Raw genomic sequence first — 20,393 nt, 5'->3', positions numbered from 1 at the left:
AAAAAGACGGTTGGCCGCAACGTTCTTCTTCATCGCCCTCACTCCTTCCGGTAATTGGTCTCCCCCATCCTAACAAAAACCCGCTTTCCCTGTCAACGAAAAGATCTTTACGTCAGACATTTCCAATGGCACAATAGCAGCACAACCGCATGGCAAGCATTTCGGACGGAGAGGAACAAGAGGATGAAGCGGCTATTGGCGAAATGGAACACGCTGCGCAATCAGATGCTGATCGGCTTCCTGCTCGCGATGATGATCATTCTGACGGTGGTCGGCGGCATTACGTTCGATTCCGTGTCCACCCTGCTCAAGAACAACGCCGAGAAGCATATTCAGCAGACGGCCGTGCAGGCGAGCGGGCGGATCGAAGGCATTCTGAGCCAGATCGACTCGCTGACGACCGAGGCGGCGACCAATCCTTACGTGCAATCTTTGCTGCTCAAGGAAGCGGGAGGCAGCGCGGCGAGCTTCTCGGAGCGGCAGTCGCTGTCGGCCGTCGTCGGCAACGTGCAGGTTTACGGAAGCGGGGTCGAGTCGGTAGAGCTGTACGGAGCCGACCGGCAAAGGCTGTTCCCGCTGGACGAGGCGAGCCTGCTGGACAAGGTGAGCGGGGAATGGGTCGCGCGCGCGTTGGAGGCGAAGGGAAGCATGATCTGGTACGGGCTCGATCCCGAAGACCCCGAATCGCTGCTCGCCATGCGAAGGGTCAGCCTGATGGAACGGAATTTTCAGGCCGGCGGCTATTTGCTCGTGCAGGTGAGCCGAAGCGTATTCGAGTTCAAAGACCCGCTGACGGGAGACGGGGAACCGGAGACGATGCTGCTGCTCGCGGAGAACGGAAGTCTGATCGCCTCGAACGACCCCGGCATGACCGAGTCGGAAGCGCTGAGGCTGTCCGCCGCCGATCGCCAGACGGTGACGGCCGGCGGCAGGACGTACATTCTCGTACGCCAGCGGTCGGAGATGACGGGATGGACGCTGCTCATTCTGACGCCCGTCCATGCGATAACCGAAGGCATCTCGGTGCTGCGGACCGCGATTCTCGTCTCGGCCGGCATCGGCACGCTGCTGTTCATGCTGCTCTCGTTCCTGCTGTCGACGATCATCACGCGGCCCGTTTTCCGGCTGATCAAGACGATGCGCGGGGCGCGGCTCGGCGTGCTAAGGCGGGCGGACATCGTCTCCTCGACGCTGGAGATCAACGAGTTGGGCCACGCATACAATCGGATGGTAGACCATATCAACGGACTCATCCGCATCGTCTACGAGAAGGAGCTGCTTCAGAGCCGGACCGAGCTTCAGGCGCTTCAGGCGCAGATTCACCCGCATTTTCTGTTCAATACGTTGGAAGCGCTGTACTGGTCGTTGCAGGAAAAAGAAGAGGAAGAGCTGGCCGAATTCGTCGTCGCCATGTCGGATTTGTTCCGCTATACGATCACGGGGCCGAACAAGGACGAATGGGTGACGCTCCGCGAGGAGCTGGACCATATCGAAAGGTATTTGCTCATCATGAAAATGCGTTTCGAGGACCGGCTGACATGGAGCATCGACGCCCCGCCGGCGTATGACGGCGCGAGGCTGCCGAAGCTGCTGCTCCAGCCGCTCGTGGAGAACGCCATTCTTCACGGCGTGGAGAGCCGCATCGGTCCGGGGACGGTAACCGTCTCCGTCGTTCGGGCGGAAGAGGAGCTCGCGATCTCGGTCGAAGACGACGGAGAAGGCATGGACGAGGAGACGCTGCGGCTGCTGTTCGCTTCTCCCGAGAGCCGGAGACCGTCCGCCAAAAAGTCGGGAGTGGGCATCGCCAACGTCCGGCAAAGGCTGCGGCTTTATTTCGCCGAGCCGCAGGAGGGGCTAGAGCGCTTCGCCATTCGCAGCCGAAAGGGCGAGGGCACGCGGGTAACCGTTACGATTCCGCTGACAACCCGGCAACCGGTCCATCGGCCTTCGGCTGACGATACCGGCTTCAGAGAGGAGAGAGAACCGTGAAAACCAAAACGATTCTGATCGTGGACGACGAGCCGAGAACGAGGCAGGGGCTTCAAAAAATGCTGGAGGCGTGGGCAGCCGGAAGCTGCCGGATCGTGACGGCCGACAACGGGCACGCCGCGCTGCGGCTGCTGGACGAGGAGACGGTCGACCTGATGATCACCGACATCCGCATGCCGCAGATCAGCGGACTTCATCTTGCGGACCGCCTGAGGGAGAAGGGGGAAGCGCAGCGGCCGCCTGTCATTCTCATCTCCGGCTATGCCGAATTCGAGTACGCGCGGCAGGCGATCGAACTGGGCGTCGCCAGCTATTTGCTGAAGCCGATCGCCAGGGCCAAGCTGATCGCGGCCGTCGAGCAAGCGCTAGAGGCCGGCGAGGAGCGGCAGCGGATCGGCCTCATGCGCAGGCTGGCCGATCCCGAACTGGTCGCCGCCGGGGAGAAGGAAGAGACGCTGCGCGATCCGGTGCGCGCCGCCGTCCGGTACGTCGACGAGCATCTGGAGACGACGTTCGGCTTGAAGGAAGTGGCCGCCTGCGTCCACTTGAACCCGAGCTACTTCAGCGTGCTGTTCAAGGAGCAGATGGACATGACGCTCAGCGAGTATATCGCCAGGCGCAAGCTGCAGCGGGCGAAGGAATGGCTGCTGCGGACGAAGCTGCCGATCGCGGAGATCGCCGAGCGGATCGGCTATCGGACGGCGAAATATTTCAACAAGGTGTTCAAGGAGTACGAGGGCGTAAGCCCCGGACAATACCGGGCCGAGATGACGCGGGAAGAGACGGATACCCAAAAATGATGGAATTTTCCCCAAACGCCGTGCCCTTATCCCCCGATGTTCGCAGTGATAGACTTGAACTCGGAAGGAAAGCGTTTGCGAGCCTTCCTAACGATTCATGGGGGGACGATGGATGAAAACGAAAACGATGGCGACAACTTCGATGCTGCTGGCGACGATGGTGCTGGCGGCCGCATGCGGAAGCGGTTCCAATAACGGCAGCGAAGGCTCTTCCTCCGGCGCTCCGAGCAGCTCCTCGGCCAGCCCGTCCGGCAGCCCGAGCGGCGAGGCTTCGCCGAGCGCGAGCGCCGGCGCCAGCCCGTCTTCAAGCGAGAAGGTGACGCTGAAGCTGATGCACCTGTGGCCGGAAGCGAGCAGCGCCGGGCAGTTCAAAGTCGTCTCGCAAATTATCGGCGAATACGAGGCGGCTCATCCGAACGTTACCATCGAGACGGAGGTTCTGGAGAACGAGCAGTACAAGAGCAAGCTGAAGGTGCTCTCCGCCTCCAACAACCTGCCCGACGTCGGCTTCACCTGGGCGGCCGGCTTCATGGAGCCCTATGTCAAGGGGAACATGTTCGAGCCTCTGAACGATCTGCTGGAGGGCGATCTGAAGGACAAGTTCGTGGCGGGAACGACGGAAGCCTATTCGTTCGACGGTCAAACCTACGCGCTTCCGGTCGAGCTCAACATCGTGCCGGTCTACTACAACAAAGAGATCTTCGCCAAATACAACCTGCAGCCGCCGCAAACGCTCGACGATCTGAAGAAGATCATCCAGACCTTGAACGACAACAAAGTCACGCCGATTACGCTCGGAGGCAAGGATGCCTGGACGGCTTCGTTCTGGTACATGTACCTCGCCGACCGGCTCGGCGGGCCGGACGTGCTGGACAAAGCGGTCGCCGGAAGCGATTTCTCCGATCCGTCGCTGCTAGAAGCGGCCAAGGAAGCGCAGAACCTGGTCGACAGGAAGGCGTTCGTCAAAGGCTTCAACGGCTTGTCCAACGACGAAGCGAAGGCCGAATTCATGAACGGCAAGGCGGCCATGTACGCGATGGGGACGTGGGAGGTTCCGAACTTCACGACCAATCCGGACGTGCCGCAGGAGTTCAAGGACAAAGTCGGGTTCTTCAAGTTCCCGGTCGCCGCGGACGGCAAGAGCAGCGTCAACAACTGGGTGGGCGGCCCCGGCGTCGGCCTGTTCGTGTCGCAAAATTCGAAGCACAAGGAAGAAGCGAAGTCGTTCGTCGATTTCTTCGTGCAGAAGTGGGGCGAGATCTCCGTCACCGACGCGGGCATCATCCCGGCGACGAAGGTGGACACGAGCGCGATCAAGCTGCCGCCTCTGTTCATCGACCTGCTGAACGAACTGAACAACGCGAGCAAGGTGACGCTGTATCTGGACGTGCAGATGAAGCCCGGGGCCGCTTCCGAGCATTACAACCTCGTGCAGGCGCTGCTCGGCAAGGCGATTACGCCGGAGGACTTCGTCAAGAAGCAGGATGCCGCGCTGAAGGCCGGCAAATAAGCGAACCGGGGAGCGGGAGGCGAACTCCGTTATGGAAAAGGTCATGTCGAACAAACGCGTCATCGCCCTCTACGTGCTGCCGTCCTTGCTGCTCCTGCTGGGGATCGTCTACGTCCCGATCGTGCTGACCGGGTATTACGGCCTGAACGATTGGGACGGCATCGGCAAGATGACGTTCATCGGCCTGGACAACTACGCGCGGCTGCTGAAGGACGGCGTCTTCTGGAGCAGCGCCGGCCATTCGCTTCTGTTCGCGCTGCTGTCCGCCGTTTTCCTGGCGCTCTACATGGCGGTTGCGCTGGTACTGTCCGGGAGAATCAAAGGCGCGCAGCTGCTGCGCAAAATCTATTTGATCCCGATGCTGCTCTCCTCGGTCGCCATTGCCCAGCTGTGGCTGAAAATTTACCATCCGACGAACGGCATCTTGAACGGCTTGCTCGAATCGCTCGGCGTGGAGGACACGCCCGATTGGCTGGCCGATCCGTCCATCGTGCTCGGCGCGCTGTTCGTTCCGATATTGTGGCAGTACGCCGGATTCTACATTCTGATCTATTACGCGGCGCTGAAGAACATCCCCGCCTCGCTGACCGAGGCGGCGCGGATCGACGGCGCGAACTCCCGGCAGGTCGCCCTGCGCATCAAGCTTCCGCTCGTCCGGGAAGTGGTCAAGGTGACGATCGTGCTGGCCGTCGTCGGCTCGCTCAAATATTTCGACTTGATCTACGTCATGACGGACGGCGGGCCGAACCAGGCGAGCGAAGTGATGGCTTCCTACATGTATCATAAGGCGTTCCGGGAGTTCGATTACGGCTACGGAAGCGCGATCGGATTTTTCCTGCTGCTCGTCTGCCTCGTCGCGACCTGGATCATCCGGCGGCTCACGGCGACGAAGGATCCGATTCAATATTCCTGACGGGAGGAGAGTTCACTGACGACATCGACATCCCCGTTGGCCGCCCGTCCCCGGACGAACGCGTCCGGACGATCCGTCTTCGCCGGCACCGGGCGAGGCGCGCTCTACCTCGTTCTGATCGCGGCTGCGGCGCTGCAGGTGCTTCCGCTCGTCTGGCTGCTGTTTTTCTCCTTGAAAAACAGCCAGGAAGTGTTCTCGATGCCGGCGTTCGCCCTGCCGAAGCGGCTCCGGTGGGAAAATTACGAGAACGTCTGGTCGCAGGGCAACATCGAGCGCTACTTCGTCAACAGCGTCTGGATTACGGCGGCCTCGGTCGCCCTCACCGTGCTGCTCGCCAGCTTCGTCACGTTCGCGCTGACGCGGATGCGCTGGAAGCTGCGTCCGGCGGTGCTCGGCCTGTTCATGATCGGGATGATGATTCCCGTTCATTCGACGCTTATCCCGCTGTTTATCCTGTTTCAGAAGCTGGGCCTGATCGACAACCAGGCCAACCTGATCCTTTCCTATACCGCGTTCAATCTGCCGATCACGATCATGATCCTGCTCGGCTTCTATATGGCGCTTCCCCGGGAGATCGAGGAGGCGGCCGTCATGGACGGCTGCGGCGTGAACCGGATGTTCCTAAGGATCGTGCTTCCGATGACGGGCTCGGTCATGGTGACGGCGGCGATCATCAACATGATCTACAACTGGAACGAGTTTATTTTCGTCAACACGTTCATCAGCTCCGACAAGCTGAAGACGCTGACGGTCGGCGTGCAAAACTTCGTCGGCCAGTACATGAGCGACTGGGGAGCGATCGGCGCGACGCTCATGATCAGCATCCTGCCGATTCTGATCGTCTTCTTCCTGCTAAGCAACCGGATCGTCGAGGGCATCGCGGCCGGTTCCGTGAAAGGGTGAAAAAAAGCGCCCGGGCTCGTCCAGATGTTTTATAATGGAGGCGACGATACGAAGAGAACGGCCGCCGTCGCGGCGGCCGCACGTTCGAGGAGGGCTTTCCATGTCCGGTATGACGATAAGAGAGGTCGAGACAGCGCGCCGAGCCGTCGCGTTTACGTTCGACGACGGTCCCGATCCGCTGTATACGCCGCAGATTCTGGAGATATTCCGGGAGGCGGGCGGCAAGGCGACGTTCTACATGATCGGGAGCCAGCTCGAGAAGAGTCCGGAGACGGCGGCGGCCGTTCGCGCGGAAGGGCACGAGATCGGCAATCATACGTACTCGCATCCTCACCTGACTCGGCTTGAACCGGGCCAGGTTCGCGACGAGCTGCTCCGGACGCACCGGTTGATCGGGGAGCTGACGGGCGAAGAGCCGCGGACGTTCCGGCCTCCCTACCTGGATGCCGACAAAGCGGTGGCCGAGGCCGCCGGGGAGCTCGGCTACCGCCAGATGATCGGCGCGGTCAACGGCGAGGCGAGAGATTGGGACATGCCCGGCGTCGAGCATATTGCGGCCGTTTCCCGGGCAACCGTGAAGCCGGGCTGCATCCTGCTGTTCCACGACGGTTACGGCGACCGGTCCCAGACGGTGGAAGCGGTGCGCATTCTCGCGAAGGAGCTGCGGGAGCAAGGGTACGAGCTGGTGACGGTTAGCGAATTGCTAGGGGAGCAAGCTTGACCGGGAAGGGGCGTTTCCGGACGGTTGGCCGTCGGAGGCGTCCCTTGCACATTCCGCGGATCAAGCGGTTGGAACGCCGCTGCCGCCGTTCCCATAGAAGAAGATTCCGCTCCGACTGTCGCGATTTGGGTAAATATTCGCCCGATTTGTCAATGGCCCCCTCGCGAACGGCCGTGTTAGGATAAACGTAAAACGGTTGCAGAGAGGGGACGCATCACTTGAGCCATTCGATATTTTACAACGCGCACCACGCGCCGATCGGCGCCTTCGCCAGCTTCACGCTCGGCTTCCGGGGAGGCTCCGGCGGCTTCGGCATGGAGCTCGGCAAGCCTGCCGACGAGAACGTCTACATCGGCGTGCAGTCCCGAAGCGGCGACCGGTTCGAGGCACTCCCTTTCTTCGGAGACGTAAGCGACGACGCCGCCCGGTATGATGTGGAGAAAAAGGGTAAACAGCAGGATTCCATCCTGGTGCCGTTCGAGGCGTCGACGATCAGGCGGACGCTGCGCGCCGGAGAGGACCTCTGGGAAGCGGGCGATCTGACGTTCCGGATTTACTCTCCCGTCCGCTCCGTCCCGGATCCGGCCCTGGGCGGCGACGACGAGCTTCGCGCGGCGCTCGTTCCGGCGGTATTCGCCGAGCTGACCGTCGACAACCGGGAAGGAACGCAAGCCCGTCGCGCGTTTTTCGGCTACGAAGGCAAAGACCCCTACAGCGCGATGAGAATGCTCGGCGAATCGGGCCGGGAGCCGTTCACGGGCGTCGGCCAAGGGAGCCGCACGGCCATCGCCGCGCCGCGGGAAGAGGCGTCGGCCGCCTTCGGATTCTCGATGGAGCGGATCCTGAAGCCGAAGCATCCGCAGCATCTAACGTTCGGGCTGGGCGGAACGGGCGCGCTGCTCATGGACGTGCCGGCGGGCGAGAAGCGAACGTACCGGTTCGCGATTTGCTTCTACCGCGAAGGAATCGCGACGTCCGGACTGGAGACGACCTACTTCTATACGCGTTACTTCTCGAGGATCGAGGACGTCGCCGAGTATGCGCTCGCGAATTTCGGGCGGTTGACCGCTTCCTGCGCGGCCGCCGACACATGGACCTCGGCGGGACGGCTGTCGGACGATCAGGCGTTCATGCTGAACCATGCGATCCATAGTTATTACGGGAGCACGCAGCTGCTGGACGCGGACGGCGAGCCGGTCTGGGTCGTGAACGAGGGCGAGTACCGGATGATGAATACGCTGGATCTGACGGCGGACCAGCTGTTCTACGAGCTGAAGATGAATCCGTGGACCGTGCGCAACGAGCTGGAATGGTTCTACAAGCGCTACAGCTACGAGGACACGGCGCGCTTCCCCGGCGACGCGCGGGAATATCCGGGCGGCCTGGCGTTCACGCACGATATGGGCGTCGCGAACGTGTTCTCGCGCCCGCGGCATTCGGCGTACGAGCTCGCCGGCATCGAAGGCTGCTTCTCCTACATGAGCCACGAGGAACTGGTGAACTGGCTGGCGTGCGCGGTCGTCTACCTGGAGCAGACCGGGGACCGCGACTTCCTGGAGCGCATGCTGCCGGCGCTTCGCGACGGCTTCGCGAGCATGCTGAACCGGGATCATCCGGACCCGGCGGAACGCAACGGCTTGATGGGGCTCGACGGCAGCCGCACCGCCGGCGGCGCGGAGATTACGACGTACGACAGCCTCGACGTGTCGCTCGGCCAATCCCGCAACAATATCTATATGGCGGGCAAATGCTGGGCGGTCTACGTCGCGCTGGAGAAGCTGTTCGCCGCCGAGGGCTTGCCCGAGCCCGCGACAGAGGCGGGCGCTCAGGCGGACCGCTGCGCGGCGACGCTGGCCGCCGCGTTGAACGAAGCCGGCTACATCCCGGCCGTCATCGGGGAGAACAACGACTCGCGCATCATTCCGGCGATCGAAGGGCTGATCTTTCCTTACTTCACCGGCAACCGGGAGGCGCTCGATCTGGAAGGCCGTTTCGCCGATTACCTGCTCGCGCTGCGCACGCATCTGCGGACGGTGCTCGTGAAAGGAACGTGCCTGTTCGAAGACGGCGGGTGGAAGCTGTCCTCGACGAGCAACAATTCCTGGCTGAGCAAAATTTACCTGTGCCAGTTCATCGCCCGGGAGATCATGAATCTCCCGTGGGAGGAAGAGGGCCGCGAGGCGGACGCCGCCCACGTCGCCTGGCTGACGCACCCTCAGCTGTCGTACTGGTGCTGGAGCGACCAGATTCTAAGCGGGGAGATTATCGGGAGCAAATATTACCCCCGAGGCGTGACCGCGATTCTTTGGCTGTCCGAGAATTCCCCGAACGCCGCAGGTTGAGCAAAATTTGGGACGGGCCGCCGCCGACTGAGGGCGGAGCCCCGTCCCTTCTATAATTTGCAAAGTGCTTTCTAAGGTTTTTGGGGTGTTCGGTCCGCGTAACGAAGCCTACAATAGATTCGCTAGGCTCATGGTTTCCATTAATTTTGAAAACGTTTACAATAGAAAGGGAGAAAAAATTCCATGGTCTCGAAACAAAACATGGCAACGGAAGGAACGCCGGGAGCGTTCTATACAGGAACCTATCGCAACGTTTTTCGGGAGCTTGGCTATTCGGACGCGGACATCGCGGCGAGAATCGAGGATACGTGGCATCAGCTGTTCGAAGGGGACGAGGAGACGAGAATCTATTACGAAGCGGAGCCGGACATGGGGTACCTGCTCGATACGGGCAACCTGGACGTCCGGACCGAAGGAATGTCCTACGGGATGATGATGGCCGTCCAGCTGGACCGACGCGACGTGTTCGACCGGATCTGGCGGTGGACGCGCAAGTACATGTATATGACCGAGGGAGAGAACGCCGGCTATTTCGCCTGGTCGTGCGATCCGGACGGCACCAGGCGTTCGAACGGGCCGGCTCCCGACGGGGAAGAGTTTTTCGCCATGGCGCTGCTGTTCGCCTCGCACCGGTGGGGCGATGGTGCCGAACCGTTGGATTACGGGCGCCAGGCCCGGCAATTGCTTCGGGATTGCCTGCACAAAGGCGAGAACGGCGACGGCCATTCGATGTGGAACCCGGACAACAAGCTGATCAAGTTCATCCCGAACTGCGAATTTTCGGATCCGTCCTACCATCTGCCGCACTTCTACGAGCTGTTCGCGCTGTGGGCCGATCCCGCGGACCGGGCGTTCTGGAGAGAAGCGGCAGCCGCCAGCCGGGCCTACCTGCACAAATCGTGCCATCCCCGGACAGGACTGGCGCCGGAATATGCGTTCTACGACGGAACGCCGAACGACGAGCGCGGCTACGGCAAGTTTTTCAGCGACTCCTACCGGGTCGCGGCCAATCTCGGGCTCGACTGGGAATGGTTCCGCGCCGATCCCTGGCAGTGCGAGGCGGCGGAACGCATTCAGGCGTTCTTCGCGGACAAGGAGCCGGCCGATTACCGCCGCTACACGATCGCCGGCGAACCGTTCGACGAGCTCTCGCTGCACCCGGTCGGGCTGCTGGCGACGAACGCGGCGGCCTCGCTCGCCGCGTCCGGCCCCGCCGCCGAAGCGACCGTCCGGCGCTTCTGGAACACGCCGGTGCGCACCGGGGTACGGCGCTATTACGACAACTGCCTGTATCTGTTCGCGATGCTCGCGCTGAGCGGCCGCTACCGAATCTGGAAGCCGGAGACGCAAGACACCGGCGAATGACGCCGCCGAATGACGCTTCCGAATGACGCCGCCGCCTTTTTCACCGGATTACGTCCGAACCGAATCGTTAGGAGGGGTACTCGTGAACAAGGTCGTCCTGGTCGAAGACGAGATCTTCGCCAGACAGGGACTTCGCAATTTGATCGATTGGGAGAGCTGCGGCTTTCGGGTTTGCGGGGAAGCGGACAACGGGGAAGAAGCGCTGAGCGCGATCGCCGAATGGGAGCCTGACCTGATCATTACGGACATCCGCATGCCCGTCCTGGACGGTCTGGAGCTGATCCGGACGGTCCGGGCCAGCGGGAACCGGGACGTCAAATTCATTATCGTCAGCGGCTACGGCGATTTCAAATACGCCCAGCAGGCGATCAAATTCGGCGTGAAGGACTTCATCCTGAAGCCGATCGACGAGGATGAGCTGACCGAGGCGCTGAAGCAGCTGGCGAGCCAGATCGAGAAGGATAAGCTGCTGAAGGACGCTTCGGCCGGCTATGAGCGGAAGGCGCTGGAGCGGCTGCTGCAGGATCAGACGGGCGAAGAGGAGCTCGCGGCGCTGGCCGAGCTGCTCGGGCTCGAGCGCGGCGGCCGCTACGGCTACGTCATCGTGGAGGCGAACGGCATGACGCCGCAAGCGGGCCGGACGCCTTCGGACGATCGGCCGGAGCCGCGCGATTGGCGGGGCGAGATCGCGAGGACGGCGGAGCGGCTCGAGACGGCCGCTCACCCGGTCCATCTTCACGAAGTTCGGCCCGGGGTGTGGGGCTTTCCGGCGCTGCTCGGTCCGTCGGACTCGCCGGATGCCCTGGAGGAGGCAGCCGAGCGGCTGGCCTCCCGTTTGCGTCGTCAGTGGGATCTTCCCGTCATGGTCTACATCGGGGAGATCGTGTCCGGCCTGGGCGCGCTCAGGGACGCCTACCTGTCCGCCTGCGAGACGATCCAGTACAAGTTCGCTTTCGCGGACCGGAGCGTGCTGAGACGCGACCGCCTTCCGGAGCGGGAGCTGCGTTACGCCGAATTCGAGCCCGCCGAGTATGCCGCGCGGCTGGAACAGCTGGAGGAGGGAGATCCGGACTCGCGAAGCGCCGCCGTCGACTGGATCTTCGAGCAGATCCGGACCAAGCGGTATGCGCCGGAAGCGGTCCAGAACGCCATCGCCCGCTTCGTGTTCGGCGTCATCGGGGCCGTTCGCTCTTTGCAGGGAGACGAGACCGAACTTCGCTCCCTGGAGTCCGTGCTGCAGTGGCGCGAGTATCCGGTCACGCTGTCCGGCCTGAAGGAGCGGTTCCGCGCCTTTGTCGAAGAGAGCGCGGAACTGGCGGCGCGGCTGCGCAAGAACAATGCGAAAGGCGAGATCGTCAAAATCAAGCAGTACATCGAGAACCACTATCGCGAAGATATCAACCTGAAGAGCATCGCCGCGAAATTTTACATGAATCCCGTCTATCTCGGTCAACTGTTCCGCAAAACGTACGGCGTCTACTTCAACGATTTCCTGCTGCAGCTTCGCATCCAAAACGCCAAGCGCCTGCTTCGCCAGACCGAGCTGCGGGTTTACGAGATCGCCCGGAGCGTCGGCTTCGACAACGCCGATTACTTTGTCTGCAAATTCGAGAAAGTCGAGGGCAAGACGCCTACGGCATACCGCAACGAGCTGCTGGCCAAGACATGAATGCCGGAGGTCCATATGCGAGTCAGCTTGAATCACGTCCGGCTTAGAGGCAAGATGATCCTTGTCTACCTTCTCTGCGTCTTCATTCCTATCGTTCTGACCAATCTTGTTTTTTACCTGGTGACCACCCATAACGTCAAACAGCAGAAGCTGCACGACATGTCGATGGCCATGGAGCAGGTCCGCAACGACTTCCTGGCCCAGATCGACGTGGCGATCGGCGTCTCTTCCGTGCTTTATACGGACAATCTGCTCAACGACGCCATCGAGAAAAGCTACCGGGACGCGACCGAATACGTCGACTCCTATTACGCGAACGTCAGCCCGACGCTGTTCCGGTATTCCCCCATCTACAAGGCGATCCAGGATATCGCCATCTATACCGACAATCCGACGATCGTCGGAGGCGGAGGCCTGCTCCCGATTACGGAAGAAGTCAAGAAAGAGCGCTGGTACCAGACCTTTTTCCATTCCGATACCGCGTCTCCGATCGTCGTCCGCAACATGATCGCGACATACAAGGGCGACGAGATCACGTACAGCGTCATCCGCAAGCTGGACTACTTCAAATACCAGAACCAGCGCCGGAAAATCCTGAAGATCGACATCAGCTACGACACCGTCAGCAGCGTGTTCCTGAATACGACGCTGCAGGGCAACCTGTACCTGGTCGACTCGGCCGGCGAAGTGGACTACGCGACCGACCCGGCCGTCGATTGGATGTCGCATAACGTCTCCATGTCCTCGATCGGAATTCCGACCGACGCGCTTCGGCTGGAGCAGCGCTTCGACAACGTCAATTACTTGCGCGGCTGGAGCATCGTCGGCGCGTTCCCCGAGCACCAGGTGCTTCGGGACGTCTACCGCTCCCGCAACTTCGTCCTGTACCTGGCCCTTCCGAACCTCGTGATCCCGACCCTGATCATTCTTTGGTTCACCCGTTCCTTGAACGTGCGGATCGTTCGCATTCTCAAACATATGAAGAAGGTTCGCAACCACCACTTCGAGACGATCGACCGCGAGTCGTATCGCGACGAGATCGGACAGCTGACCAACGAATTCAACCGGATGACGCTGCAGATCAAGAACCTGATCGACGACGTCTACCTGGCCGACATTCAGAAGAAGGACCTGGAGATCAAGCGCAACCGGGCGCAGCTCCACGCGCTGCAGAGCCAGATCAATCCCCACTTCCTGTTCAACGCGCTGGAGACGATCCGCATGCGCAGCCTGATGAAGCAGGAGACGGAGACGGCGAAGATCATCCGCAACATGGCCAAGATCTTCCGCAAGTCGCTCTCGTGGGAGCGGGATTGGGTGACCGTGCGGGAAGAACTGGAGCTGATCCACTGCTTCCTGGAAATTCAGAAGTATCGGTTCGGGGACAAGCTGATCTACCGGATCGAAGTGGAAGAGGCCGCGTACGATCTTTACCTGCCCAAGATGACCATCCTGCCCTTCGTGGAAAACGCGAGCATCCACGGCATCGAACCGCTGAAGGACGGCGGCCGGATCGAGCTGGACATCCGCGCGTCCGGTTCGCAGCTGACGGCCGTCGTCCGGGACAACGGCATCGGAATCGAGGAGGAGAAGCTGGCGGCCATCCGGCGTTCGCTGGAGAACGAAGATACGATGGGAGACCACATCGGCATTCGGAATGTCTACTATCGGCTCAAGCTGCACGACCGGGAGCGGCTGCAGTTCCAATTGACCAGCGTGCGGCATTTGGGCACCGCCGTCCGAATCGCCATTCCGCGCTATGAGGAACCGCCCGCAGACTAACATCTATGTTTTTTGAAGTAGGCGATAAAGTTTGTCGGGTTATCAGGTTAGTGCCGGTGTTTTAAACTGTAAATGCTTACAGAAAAGGCTTACAAATTATCTCGAGAGGGGAACGAAACATTTGGATCAAAAGAAGCTCGGCACGCTCGCCCTGATCGTCGCGACGGCGGCGTCGCTCGCCGCCTGCAGCGGCGGCAACGGCAACAACGGCAGCGGCTCATCCGCCTCGTCCTCGGAGAGTGCGGGTTCGGGAAGCCCGTCCGCATCCGCGTCTGCGTCCGAAACGGCTTCCTCGTCGCCGGCGGCGGACAAGACGCCCGTCACGTTCACGTATTTCAACGCGAACTCGCAGGTGCCGGACATCGATTCGAACAAGACGGAGATCGGCAAAGCGCTCGAGGATCAGACCGGCGTCAACTTCAAGATGCAGTTCCCAGTCGGCGACGTCAACACGAAGATCGGCACGATGATCGCCAGCGGCGACTATCCCGACGTGCTCGCGCCGGACACCGCCATCGACAAGATTCTCGACGCCAAAGCCTTCATCCCGTTGGAGGATCTGATCGACCAATACGGTCCGAACATCAAGCGTGTCTACGAGCCCTATTATAATCTCATGAAACAAGCCGACGGCCATATCTACTTCCTCCCGTTCAGCCCGGTAGTCGGAGACTACATTCCGAATCCGACCATCGATCAAGGCGCCTTCTTTATTCAGCGCCGCGTGCTGAAGGAGTTCAACTACCCGAAGATCAAGACCCTGGACGAATACTTCGACCTGATCAAGAAATATAACGATGCCCATAAGGACGATAAGCTGACCGGATTTACCTCGCTTACGTACGATTGGCGGACGATGGGCATCTTCAATCCCCCGATGCATCTCGCCGGCTATCCGAACGACGGCGACGTCATCGTCGACATGCAGACGCACGCCGCCGACGTGTACTCGAACGACGACGTGACGAAGCGCTGGCTGAAGAAGCTGAACGAGGTCAACAACGAAGGGCTGTACGACCAATCTTCGTTCGTCAACAATTACGACCAATACCTGGCTAAGATTTCGTCCGGCAAGGTTCTCGGCTTCTTCGATTACGGCTGGCAGGCGGACCAAGCGATCCAGAACATCAAGAAATCCGGCAACGACGACCTCGATTACATGCCGCTGCCGATCGTGTTCGACCAGAACACGAAGGACCAGTACCTGGATCCGCCGTCCTTCGTCGACAACCGCGGCGTCGGCATTACGACGAGCGCCAAAGACCCGGTTCGGATCATCCAATTCTTCGACAACATGCTGAAGGAAGAAAATCAGGTCATGATTCAATGGGGCTTCAAGGGCGAAACGTACGAGGTAAACGACAAAGGCCGCTACTATCGGACACCCGAAGAGATCGAAATGCTGAAGGACAACGCCAAGCAGCAAAGCATCGGATTCACCTATTTCAACTACAGCTGGCCGATGTACGGCGGAGGCTCCACTCTATCCGACGGCAACTCGTTCAACGCGGGACGACAGCCGGAAGTCGCGCAAGCCTCGTTCACCGAAGGCGATAAGCTGATCCTGAGCAAATACGGCGTTCAGACGTTCTCCGAGCTGTTCGCCAAGCCGGACGACCGGCCATGGTACCCGGCATGGAGCATCTCGATCGAGCAGGGCTCGCCGGCGGAGATCTTCCAGCAGAAATCGAAGGACGTCAAGCTGAAGTACTTCCCGAAGCTTGTCCTGGCGAAGCCGGACCAGTTCGACGCCATCTGGAACGAATATTTGGACGCGTTCAACAAGCTCGACGTCAAAGGGTTTGAAGATACGCTTACGAAGTCGATCGCGGATAAAATCGCAAAAGTAACGGGCGGCAGCAGCGGCAACTAGGCTGCGGCTAGAAGCCGGGGCCGGGTCTGGCAGGATCAGGCCCGGCCTTCGGCTTGCCGCCGGCCGGTCAGACAACCGCTTCATCGCGAGAGGAGAGAAGCCATGCGAAGCGACGCATCCGTTCAGGGAACCGTCCCGCACACCGCCGCAGTCCGATCATCGGGAGCCAGACTGTTTTTCAAAAGATTGTTCAAACAAAAGTCGCTGATCTGCATGTCCGTCCCGTTCGTCATCTGGATCTTCGTATTCAAATACGTCCCCTTGTGGGGATGGATGATCGCCTTCCAGCATTATCGGCCCAATATGGGCATGTTCGACCAAGAGTGGGTCGGCTGGTCGCAGTTCCGCTTCCTGTTCGAGGACGACTCGTTCCTTCGCGTCATTCGCAACACGTTCGCCATGGCGGTCATCAAGCTCGTATTGGGCTTCGTGACGGCCATCACGCTGGCGGTCCTGCTGAACGAGCTGCGCATCGCAATGTTCAAGCGCACCGTCCAGACGATCAGCTATTTGCCGCACTTTATCTCCTGGGTGGTCGCGGCCAATATTATCTCGACTTCCCTTTCCATCGACGGCGGCATCGTTAACCAAGTGCTCATGTGGCTTCATCTGATCGACAAGCCGATCATGTGGCTCGGGGTCGGTCATTACTTTTGGGGAATCCTCGGCATCTCGGAAGTGTGGAAGGATGTCGGTTGGAATACGATCGTTTACTTGGCGGCCATGACGATGATCGATCCGTCCCAGTACGAGGCGGCGGAGATCGACGGCGCGGGCCGGTTCCAGCGCATCTTGCGCGTAACGCTGCCGGGCCTTCGGCCGGTTATCGTCATCCTGCTGATCATGAATCTCGGCAGCATTCTGGAGACCGGTTTCGAGCCGCAGTACCTGATGGGCAACGGCATGAACGCGGACTTCTCGGAAAATCTGGAGATCTTCGTGCTGAAATACGGGATTTCGATGGGCAACTTCTCGCTCGCGACGGCGGCCGGCATCTTCAAGACGGTGATCAGCTTCATCTTGCTGTTCTCGGCGAACCACATCGCCAAGCGCGTCGGCGACGAACGATTGTTCTAGAAGGAGGAGAGGGCACTGGCAGGACCCGTCAAAAAATTGTATAAACGCAACCGCTCGCCGGGCGATGTGATCTTCGATACCGCCAACGTGCTGCTGCTCGTGCTGCTGGCCGTCATTACGCTGTATCCGTTCCTCAATACGCTGGTCGTGTCGCTCAACGACGCGAACGATTCGATTCAAGGCGGGCTTTATTTATGGCCGCGCGCGTTCAGCTGGGACAATTATCATTACGTGTTCAAGGAAGCCACGATCTTCCACGCGACGCTTATCTCGATCCTGCGGACGGTCATCGGGACGGTGGTGACGGTGTTCTGCTCGGCGATGGTCGCTTACACGATCAGCCGTCCCGAATTCGTGCTGCGCAAATTCGTGACGATCATGTTCGTGCTGACCATGTATCTGAACGGCGGGCTTATTCCGAACTACCTGCTGATCCGCGACCTGCATATGATCGGCAGCTTCTGGGTGTATGTCGTGCCCGGCATCATCGGAGTCTTTAACATGATCGTCATCCGATCGTTCATCGAAGGGCTGCCGGAAGGCATCATCGAATCGGCGCGGATGGACGGGGCCGGCGACTTCCGCACGTTCATGCGCATCGTGCTGCCGCTGTCGCTGCCCGCGCTGGCGACCGTCGCGCTGTTCACCGGAGTATTCCAATGGAACTCTTGGTTCGACGTCTTCCTTTACAACTCCCAGGACGTCAACCTCAGCACGCTGCAGTACGAGCTGATGAAGCTGCTGGCCAACTCGAACTCCAACTCCTCGATGACCTCGGCCGACGCATTCGCGAATAGCGCCAACGCGAGCGCCAATTTCGTGACGCCGACGTCGATCCGCGCCACGATGACGATCGTCGCGAGCTTGCCGATGATTATCGTGTACCCGTTCCTGCAGAAGTATTTCGTCAAAGGCATGACGCTCGGCGGCGTGAAGGGGTGAAGCCTGTCGGCCGTGCTATTGAACCCGGCGCCGCTTCCGGCAGCCTTTCCGCTCGACGTGGCCGAGCTGGGCGCCGCTTCCGGCAGCCTTTCCGCTCGACGTGGCCGAGCTGGGCGCCGCGTTGGCGGCGATCTCGGAGATCGTCGGCACGGCGACGCCGGCGGAGACGGCGATCCTGTTCGATTGGGACAACTGCTGGGCGGTGAAGGACGCCGCCGGCCCCCGCAACAAAGGCCTCCGCTACGAAGAGACCGTTTATGCCACTATCGGGCGTTCTGGGAGCAGGGCGTGGCGACGGATGGAATCGGCTCCGAGGACGATTTTCTTCCATACAAAGTCATTGTCGCCCCGATGCTGTACTTGCCGCGAAGAGACCGGGCGAAAGCTGGAGGCGTTCGTGGAAGGGCGGCACGCTCGTGACGACCGTCTTGATCTGCCCGCTTTCGGCGTTCGGATCCTGAAGGGTCAAGCCTGAGATCGTCTTGTGATAGGCGGGGACTTCCTTCTATAATATAGATAACGAGAACGCCTGAGGTTTTGCGTTCCCATCAGGAAGGAGGAACCTGCCATGGAACTGGCCATTTCGCCCTCGGCACTGCACGTTTTCCGCCAGGATTGGGGATACGGGGACGGGGATAGCGTCCGCATCTTCGTTCGGTATGTAAGCGGCGGACCCGAGCCATACGGCTTCGGCATCATGAAGGACGAACCGATGGACCCGGCGGCGGTGTACCGGTCCGACCGGCTGACCTTCTACATCGAGAGCAAAGACATCTGGTTTCTTGATCGGAACAAGCTGACCGTAGACGAACGGGACGGCGACATTGTGTTTTTTGTCAGTCAATAGAAGCTTTTGCCGTAGAAGCGCTGTGGTTTGGCGCTTCTTTTTTTGCATTTGCTTGTTCACATCCTTGACAAAAATTAAAGATTCGCCTATATTGGATATACGGTTACTAAAATTATATAAGCAAATATTAATTTGTAAGTAAATTAGGAGGATGAACGAACATGTCGAAAACAAACTGGGCAGTAGACGTCTCCCACAGCGCCGTTGATTTTTCCGTCAAGCACATGATGATCGCCAAGGTCAAAGGAAGCTTCCATAACTTCGAAGCGCAAATCTCCGCCGACGTGAGCGACCTGACGACCGCCGACATCTCGTTCGCGATCGATCTGTCCAGCGTGGACACCCGCAACGGAGATCGCGACGCCCACCTCAAATCCGCCGATTTCTTCGACGTCGAGAATCATCCGAAGCTTCTCTTCAAAGCCACGAAGATCGTCAAGACCGGCGACGGCGAATACGACGTGACCGGCGACGTGACTCTTCACGGAGTCACCCGTTCCGAGACGTTCGAAGTCGCTTACGAAGGTTCCGGCAAAGACCCGTGGGGCAACGAGAAAGCCGGCTTCAACGCCAAAGGCTCCCTGAAGCGCAGCGACTACGGCCTCACGTACAACGCCGCTCTCGAGACCGGCGGCGTGCTGATCGGCGACGAAGTCAAGTTTACCCTCGAGATCGAAGCCGCGAAAGCTTAATCTCGATTTGTTCCCGCAGCTCCACGAACCCTCCGGCCATGCGGTCCGGAGGGTTTCGTTTTTTTCTCGTTCTCTCGCCCGCGCTGCTCGTTATTCCTTTCGCTCAGGGATTTCGCGCATGCCCATTCCTTTTTTCGCCTTACACTCAGAATCCCCTTCGCTCAGTGACTTCGCGCATGCCCATTCCTTTTTTCCGCCTTACATTCGGAATCCCCTTCGCTCAGGGACATCGCGCATGTCCTTTCCTCTTTTCCACCTTACATTCGGAATCCCTGTCGCTCAGGAGATTGGCTGCTTGCCGCCCCATATCCTTTTCAGATACATCACTCCCGGTTTGGGCCTCTCTCCATGGAAGTTGGCATCTCGGCTGCCGAGATATCCCTTTCGCTCAGTATTTTATTGGATATTGATATTGAAATAGGAACATATGTTTGGTATAATGGTCGTAGAAAAATAATACGCTCGAGGTGATGGGAATGTTCGACGGTTCGCTCTCTTTCGATCAGGTGCAACGGCTTCTGCAGGACGAAGAAGCTTGCATTCGCGTTTTGTTCGACGCCAGGTGGCCGGACGGCTTCCGGTGCCCTCGCTGCGGCCGCTCTTCCTATTCCCTCATCTCGACCCGGTCTTTGCCGCTTTACGAATGCTCCCGCTGCCGAAAGCAAACTTCGCTGATTGCCGGCACGGTATTTCAGGGCACCCGCACGCCGTTGCGTCTGTGGTTTCAAGCAATCTATCTTCACAGCCGCCCTGGCGGCGTCAACGCCCTGCAACTGTCGGAGGAGATTGGCGTTACCTATAAGACGGCTTGGAGCATCTGCCACAAGCTGCGTCATGCCATGAGTCACGCCGAGGCCGGCGAGCTGCTCGAAGGATGGGTCCGCATCCAGGATGCCGCCATCATACATCGCGCTACGCCGACGTTGGAGTGGCAGCCGCAGGAACAATCGGTGCTCATCGGCGCATCG

17 protein-coding genes and 1 pseudogene are annotated in these 20,393 nt (G+C 59.9%); all 18 read left to right on the top strand.

The features are described 5' to 3' along the window. Window positions 1-183: 183 nt before the first annotated feature. A complete protein-coding gene (locus H7C18_RS03865) occupies window positions 184-1,989 on the top strand; it encodes a cache domain-containing sensor histidine kinase (protein ID WP_185127699.1) in 1,806 nt (601 codons plus the stop codon). Continuing rightward, window positions 1,986-2,789 carry a response regulator gene (locus H7C18_RS03860; RefSeq protein ID WP_185127698.1) on the top strand — a complete coding sequence of 268 codons (804 nt, stop codon included), beginning with the start codon at window positions 1,986-1,988 and terminating at the stop codon, window positions 2,787-2,789. Before H7C18_RS03865 ends, H7C18_RS03860 begins: the two co-directional genes overlap by 4 nt. 112 nt (window positions 2,790-2,901) lie before the next feature. After that, window positions 2,902-4,299, top strand: a complete 1,398-nt coding sequence (locus H7C18_RS03855; protein WP_238357454.1) for an extracellular solute-binding protein — start codon at window positions 2,902-2,904, stop codon at window positions 4,297-4,299. Between the two features lie 31 nt (window positions 4,300-4,330). Then, entirely contained in the window at window positions 4,331-5,212 is an 882-nt protein-coding gene (locus tag H7C18_RS03850) for a carbohydrate ABC transporter permease (protein ID WP_185127697.1), read from the top strand. A 36-nt stretch (window positions 5,213-5,248) separates the two neighbouring features. Continuing rightward, the gene (locus H7C18_RS03845) at window positions 5,249-6,115 is read left to right on the top strand and encodes a carbohydrate ABC transporter permease (RefSeq protein WP_185127696.1); all 867 of its coding nucleotides are present in this window, start codon (window positions 5,249-5,251) and stop codon (window positions 6,113-6,115) included. Between the two features lie 100 nt (window positions 6,116-6,215). Next, window positions 6,216-6,836, top strand: a complete 621-nt coding sequence (locus H7C18_RS03840) for a polysaccharide deacetylase family protein (protein WP_238357453.1) — start codon at window positions 6,216-6,218, stop codon at window positions 6,834-6,836. A 218-nt stretch (window positions 6,837-7,054) separates the two neighbouring features. Continuing rightward, window positions 7,055-9,178 (top strand): glycoside hydrolase family 52 protein, encoded by a 2,124-nt coding sequence (locus tag H7C18_RS03835; RefSeq protein ID WP_185127695.1) that lies wholly within the window; start codon window positions 7,055-7,057, stop codon window positions 9,176-9,178. 183 nt (window positions 9,179-9,361) lie between these two features. Next, entirely contained in the window at window positions 9,362-10,543 is a 1,182-nt protein-coding gene (locus H7C18_RS03830) for a family 8 glycosyl hydrolase (protein WP_238357452.1), read from the top strand. An 82-nt stretch (window positions 10,544-10,625) separates the two neighbouring features. Then, on the top strand, window positions 10,626-12,212 hold the full coding sequence (locus H7C18_RS03825; protein ID WP_185127694.1) for a response regulator: 1,587 nt from the start codon (window positions 10,626-10,628) through the stop codon (window positions 12,210-12,212). Window positions 12,213-12,227: 15 nt separating this feature from the next. After that, entirely contained in the window at window positions 12,228-13,994 is a 1,767-nt protein-coding gene (locus H7C18_RS03820; protein ID WP_185127693.1) for a sensor histidine kinase, read from the top strand. A gap of 121 nt (window positions 13,995-14,115) precedes the next feature. Further along, a complete protein-coding gene (locus H7C18_RS03815) occupies window positions 14,116-15,867 on the top strand; it encodes an ABC transporter substrate-binding protein (RefSeq protein WP_185127692.1) in 1,752 nt (583 codons plus the stop codon). A gap of 102 nt (window positions 15,868-15,969) precedes the next feature. Further along, window positions 15,970-16,944: an ABC transporter permease gene (locus H7C18_RS03810; protein ID WP_185127691.1), complete on the top strand. Its 975-nt coding sequence runs from the start codon at window positions 15,970-15,972 to the stop codon at window positions 16,942-16,944. 36 nt (window positions 16,945-16,980) lie between these two features. Beyond that, on the top strand, window positions 16,981-17,886 hold the full coding sequence (locus tag H7C18_RS03805) for a carbohydrate ABC transporter permease (protein ID WP_238357450.1): 906 nt from the start codon (window positions 16,981-16,983) through the stop codon (window positions 17,884-17,886). Between the two features lie 12 nt (window positions 17,887-17,898). Then, window positions 17,899-18,207 (top strand): annotated as a pseudogene (locus H7C18_RS35950) (hypothetical protein); the annotation flags it as partial. Next, entirely contained in the window at window positions 18,089-18,361 is a 273-nt protein-coding gene (locus H7C18_RS35675) for a hypothetical protein (protein WP_337912849.1), read from the top strand. The pseudogene H7C18_RS35950 and the gene H7C18_RS35675, both read left to right, overlap by 119 nt. A 93-nt stretch (window positions 18,362-18,454) precedes the next feature. Further along, the gene (locus H7C18_RS03795) at window positions 18,455-18,733 is read left to right on the top strand and encodes a HesB/YadR/YfhF family protein (protein ID WP_185127690.1); all 279 of its coding nucleotides are present in this window, start codon (window positions 18,455-18,457) and stop codon (window positions 18,731-18,733) included. A 161-nt stretch (window positions 18,734-18,894) separates the two neighbouring features. Next, on the top strand, window positions 18,895-19,425 hold the full coding sequence (locus tag H7C18_RS03790; protein WP_185127689.1) for a YceI family protein: 531 nt from the start codon (window positions 18,895-18,897) through the stop codon (window positions 19,423-19,425). A gap of 470 nt (window positions 19,426-19,895) precedes the next feature. Beyond that, window positions 19,896-20,393, top strand: a 498-nt coding sequence (locus tag H7C18_RS03785) for a transposase (RefSeq protein WP_185127688.1), incomplete at its 3' end; no start/stop codon positions are given.

Source organism: Cohnella zeiphila (assembly GCF_014212055.1).
Lineage (GTDB): Bacteria > Bacillota > Bacilli > Paenibacillales > Paenibacillaceae > Cohnella > Cohnella zeiphila.
Note: the sequence above shows the minus strand (reverse complement) of the source record. Positions and strands in the feature narration are given on the sequence as shown.

What these genes read in the sequence shown, in the direction of transcription:
- H7C18_RS03820 (WP_185127693.1), top strand. Translation starts at nt 12,228, where the DNA reads ATGCGAGTCAGCTTGAATCACGTCCGGCTTAGAGGCAAGATGATCCTT.
- H7C18_RS03850 (WP_185127697.1), top strand. Translation starts at nt 4,331, where the DNA reads ATGGAAAAGGTCATGTCGAACAAACGCGTCATCGCCCTCTACGTGCTG.
- H7C18_RS03855 (WP_238357454.1), top strand. Translation starts at nt 2,902, where the DNA reads ATGAAAACGAAAACGATGGCGACAACTTCGATGCTGCTGGCGACGATG.
- H7C18_RS03840 (WP_238357453.1), top strand. Translation starts at nt 6,216, where the DNA reads ATGTCCGGTATGACGATAAGAGAGGTCGAGACAGCGCGCCGAGCCGTC.
- H7C18_RS03865 (WP_185127699.1), top strand. Translation starts at nt 184, where the DNA reads ATGAAGCGGCTATTGGCGAAATGGAACACGCTGCGCAATCAGATGCTG.
- H7C18_RS03795 (WP_185127690.1), top strand. Translation starts at nt 18,455, where the DNA reads ATGGAACTGGCCATTTCGCCCTCGGCACTGCACGTTTTCCGCCAGGAT.
- H7C18_RS03790 (WP_185127689.1), top strand. Translation starts at nt 18,895, where the DNA reads ATGTCGAAAACAAACTGGGCAGTAGACGTCTCCCACAGCGCCGTTGAT.
- H7C18_RS03830 (WP_238357452.1), top strand. Translation starts at nt 9,362, where the DNA reads ATGGTCTCGAAACAAAACATGGCAACGGAAGGAACGCCGGGAGCGTTC.
- H7C18_RS03810 (WP_185127691.1), top strand. Translation starts at nt 15,970, where the DNA reads ATGCGAAGCGACGCATCCGTTCAGGGAACCGTCCCGCACACCGCCGCA.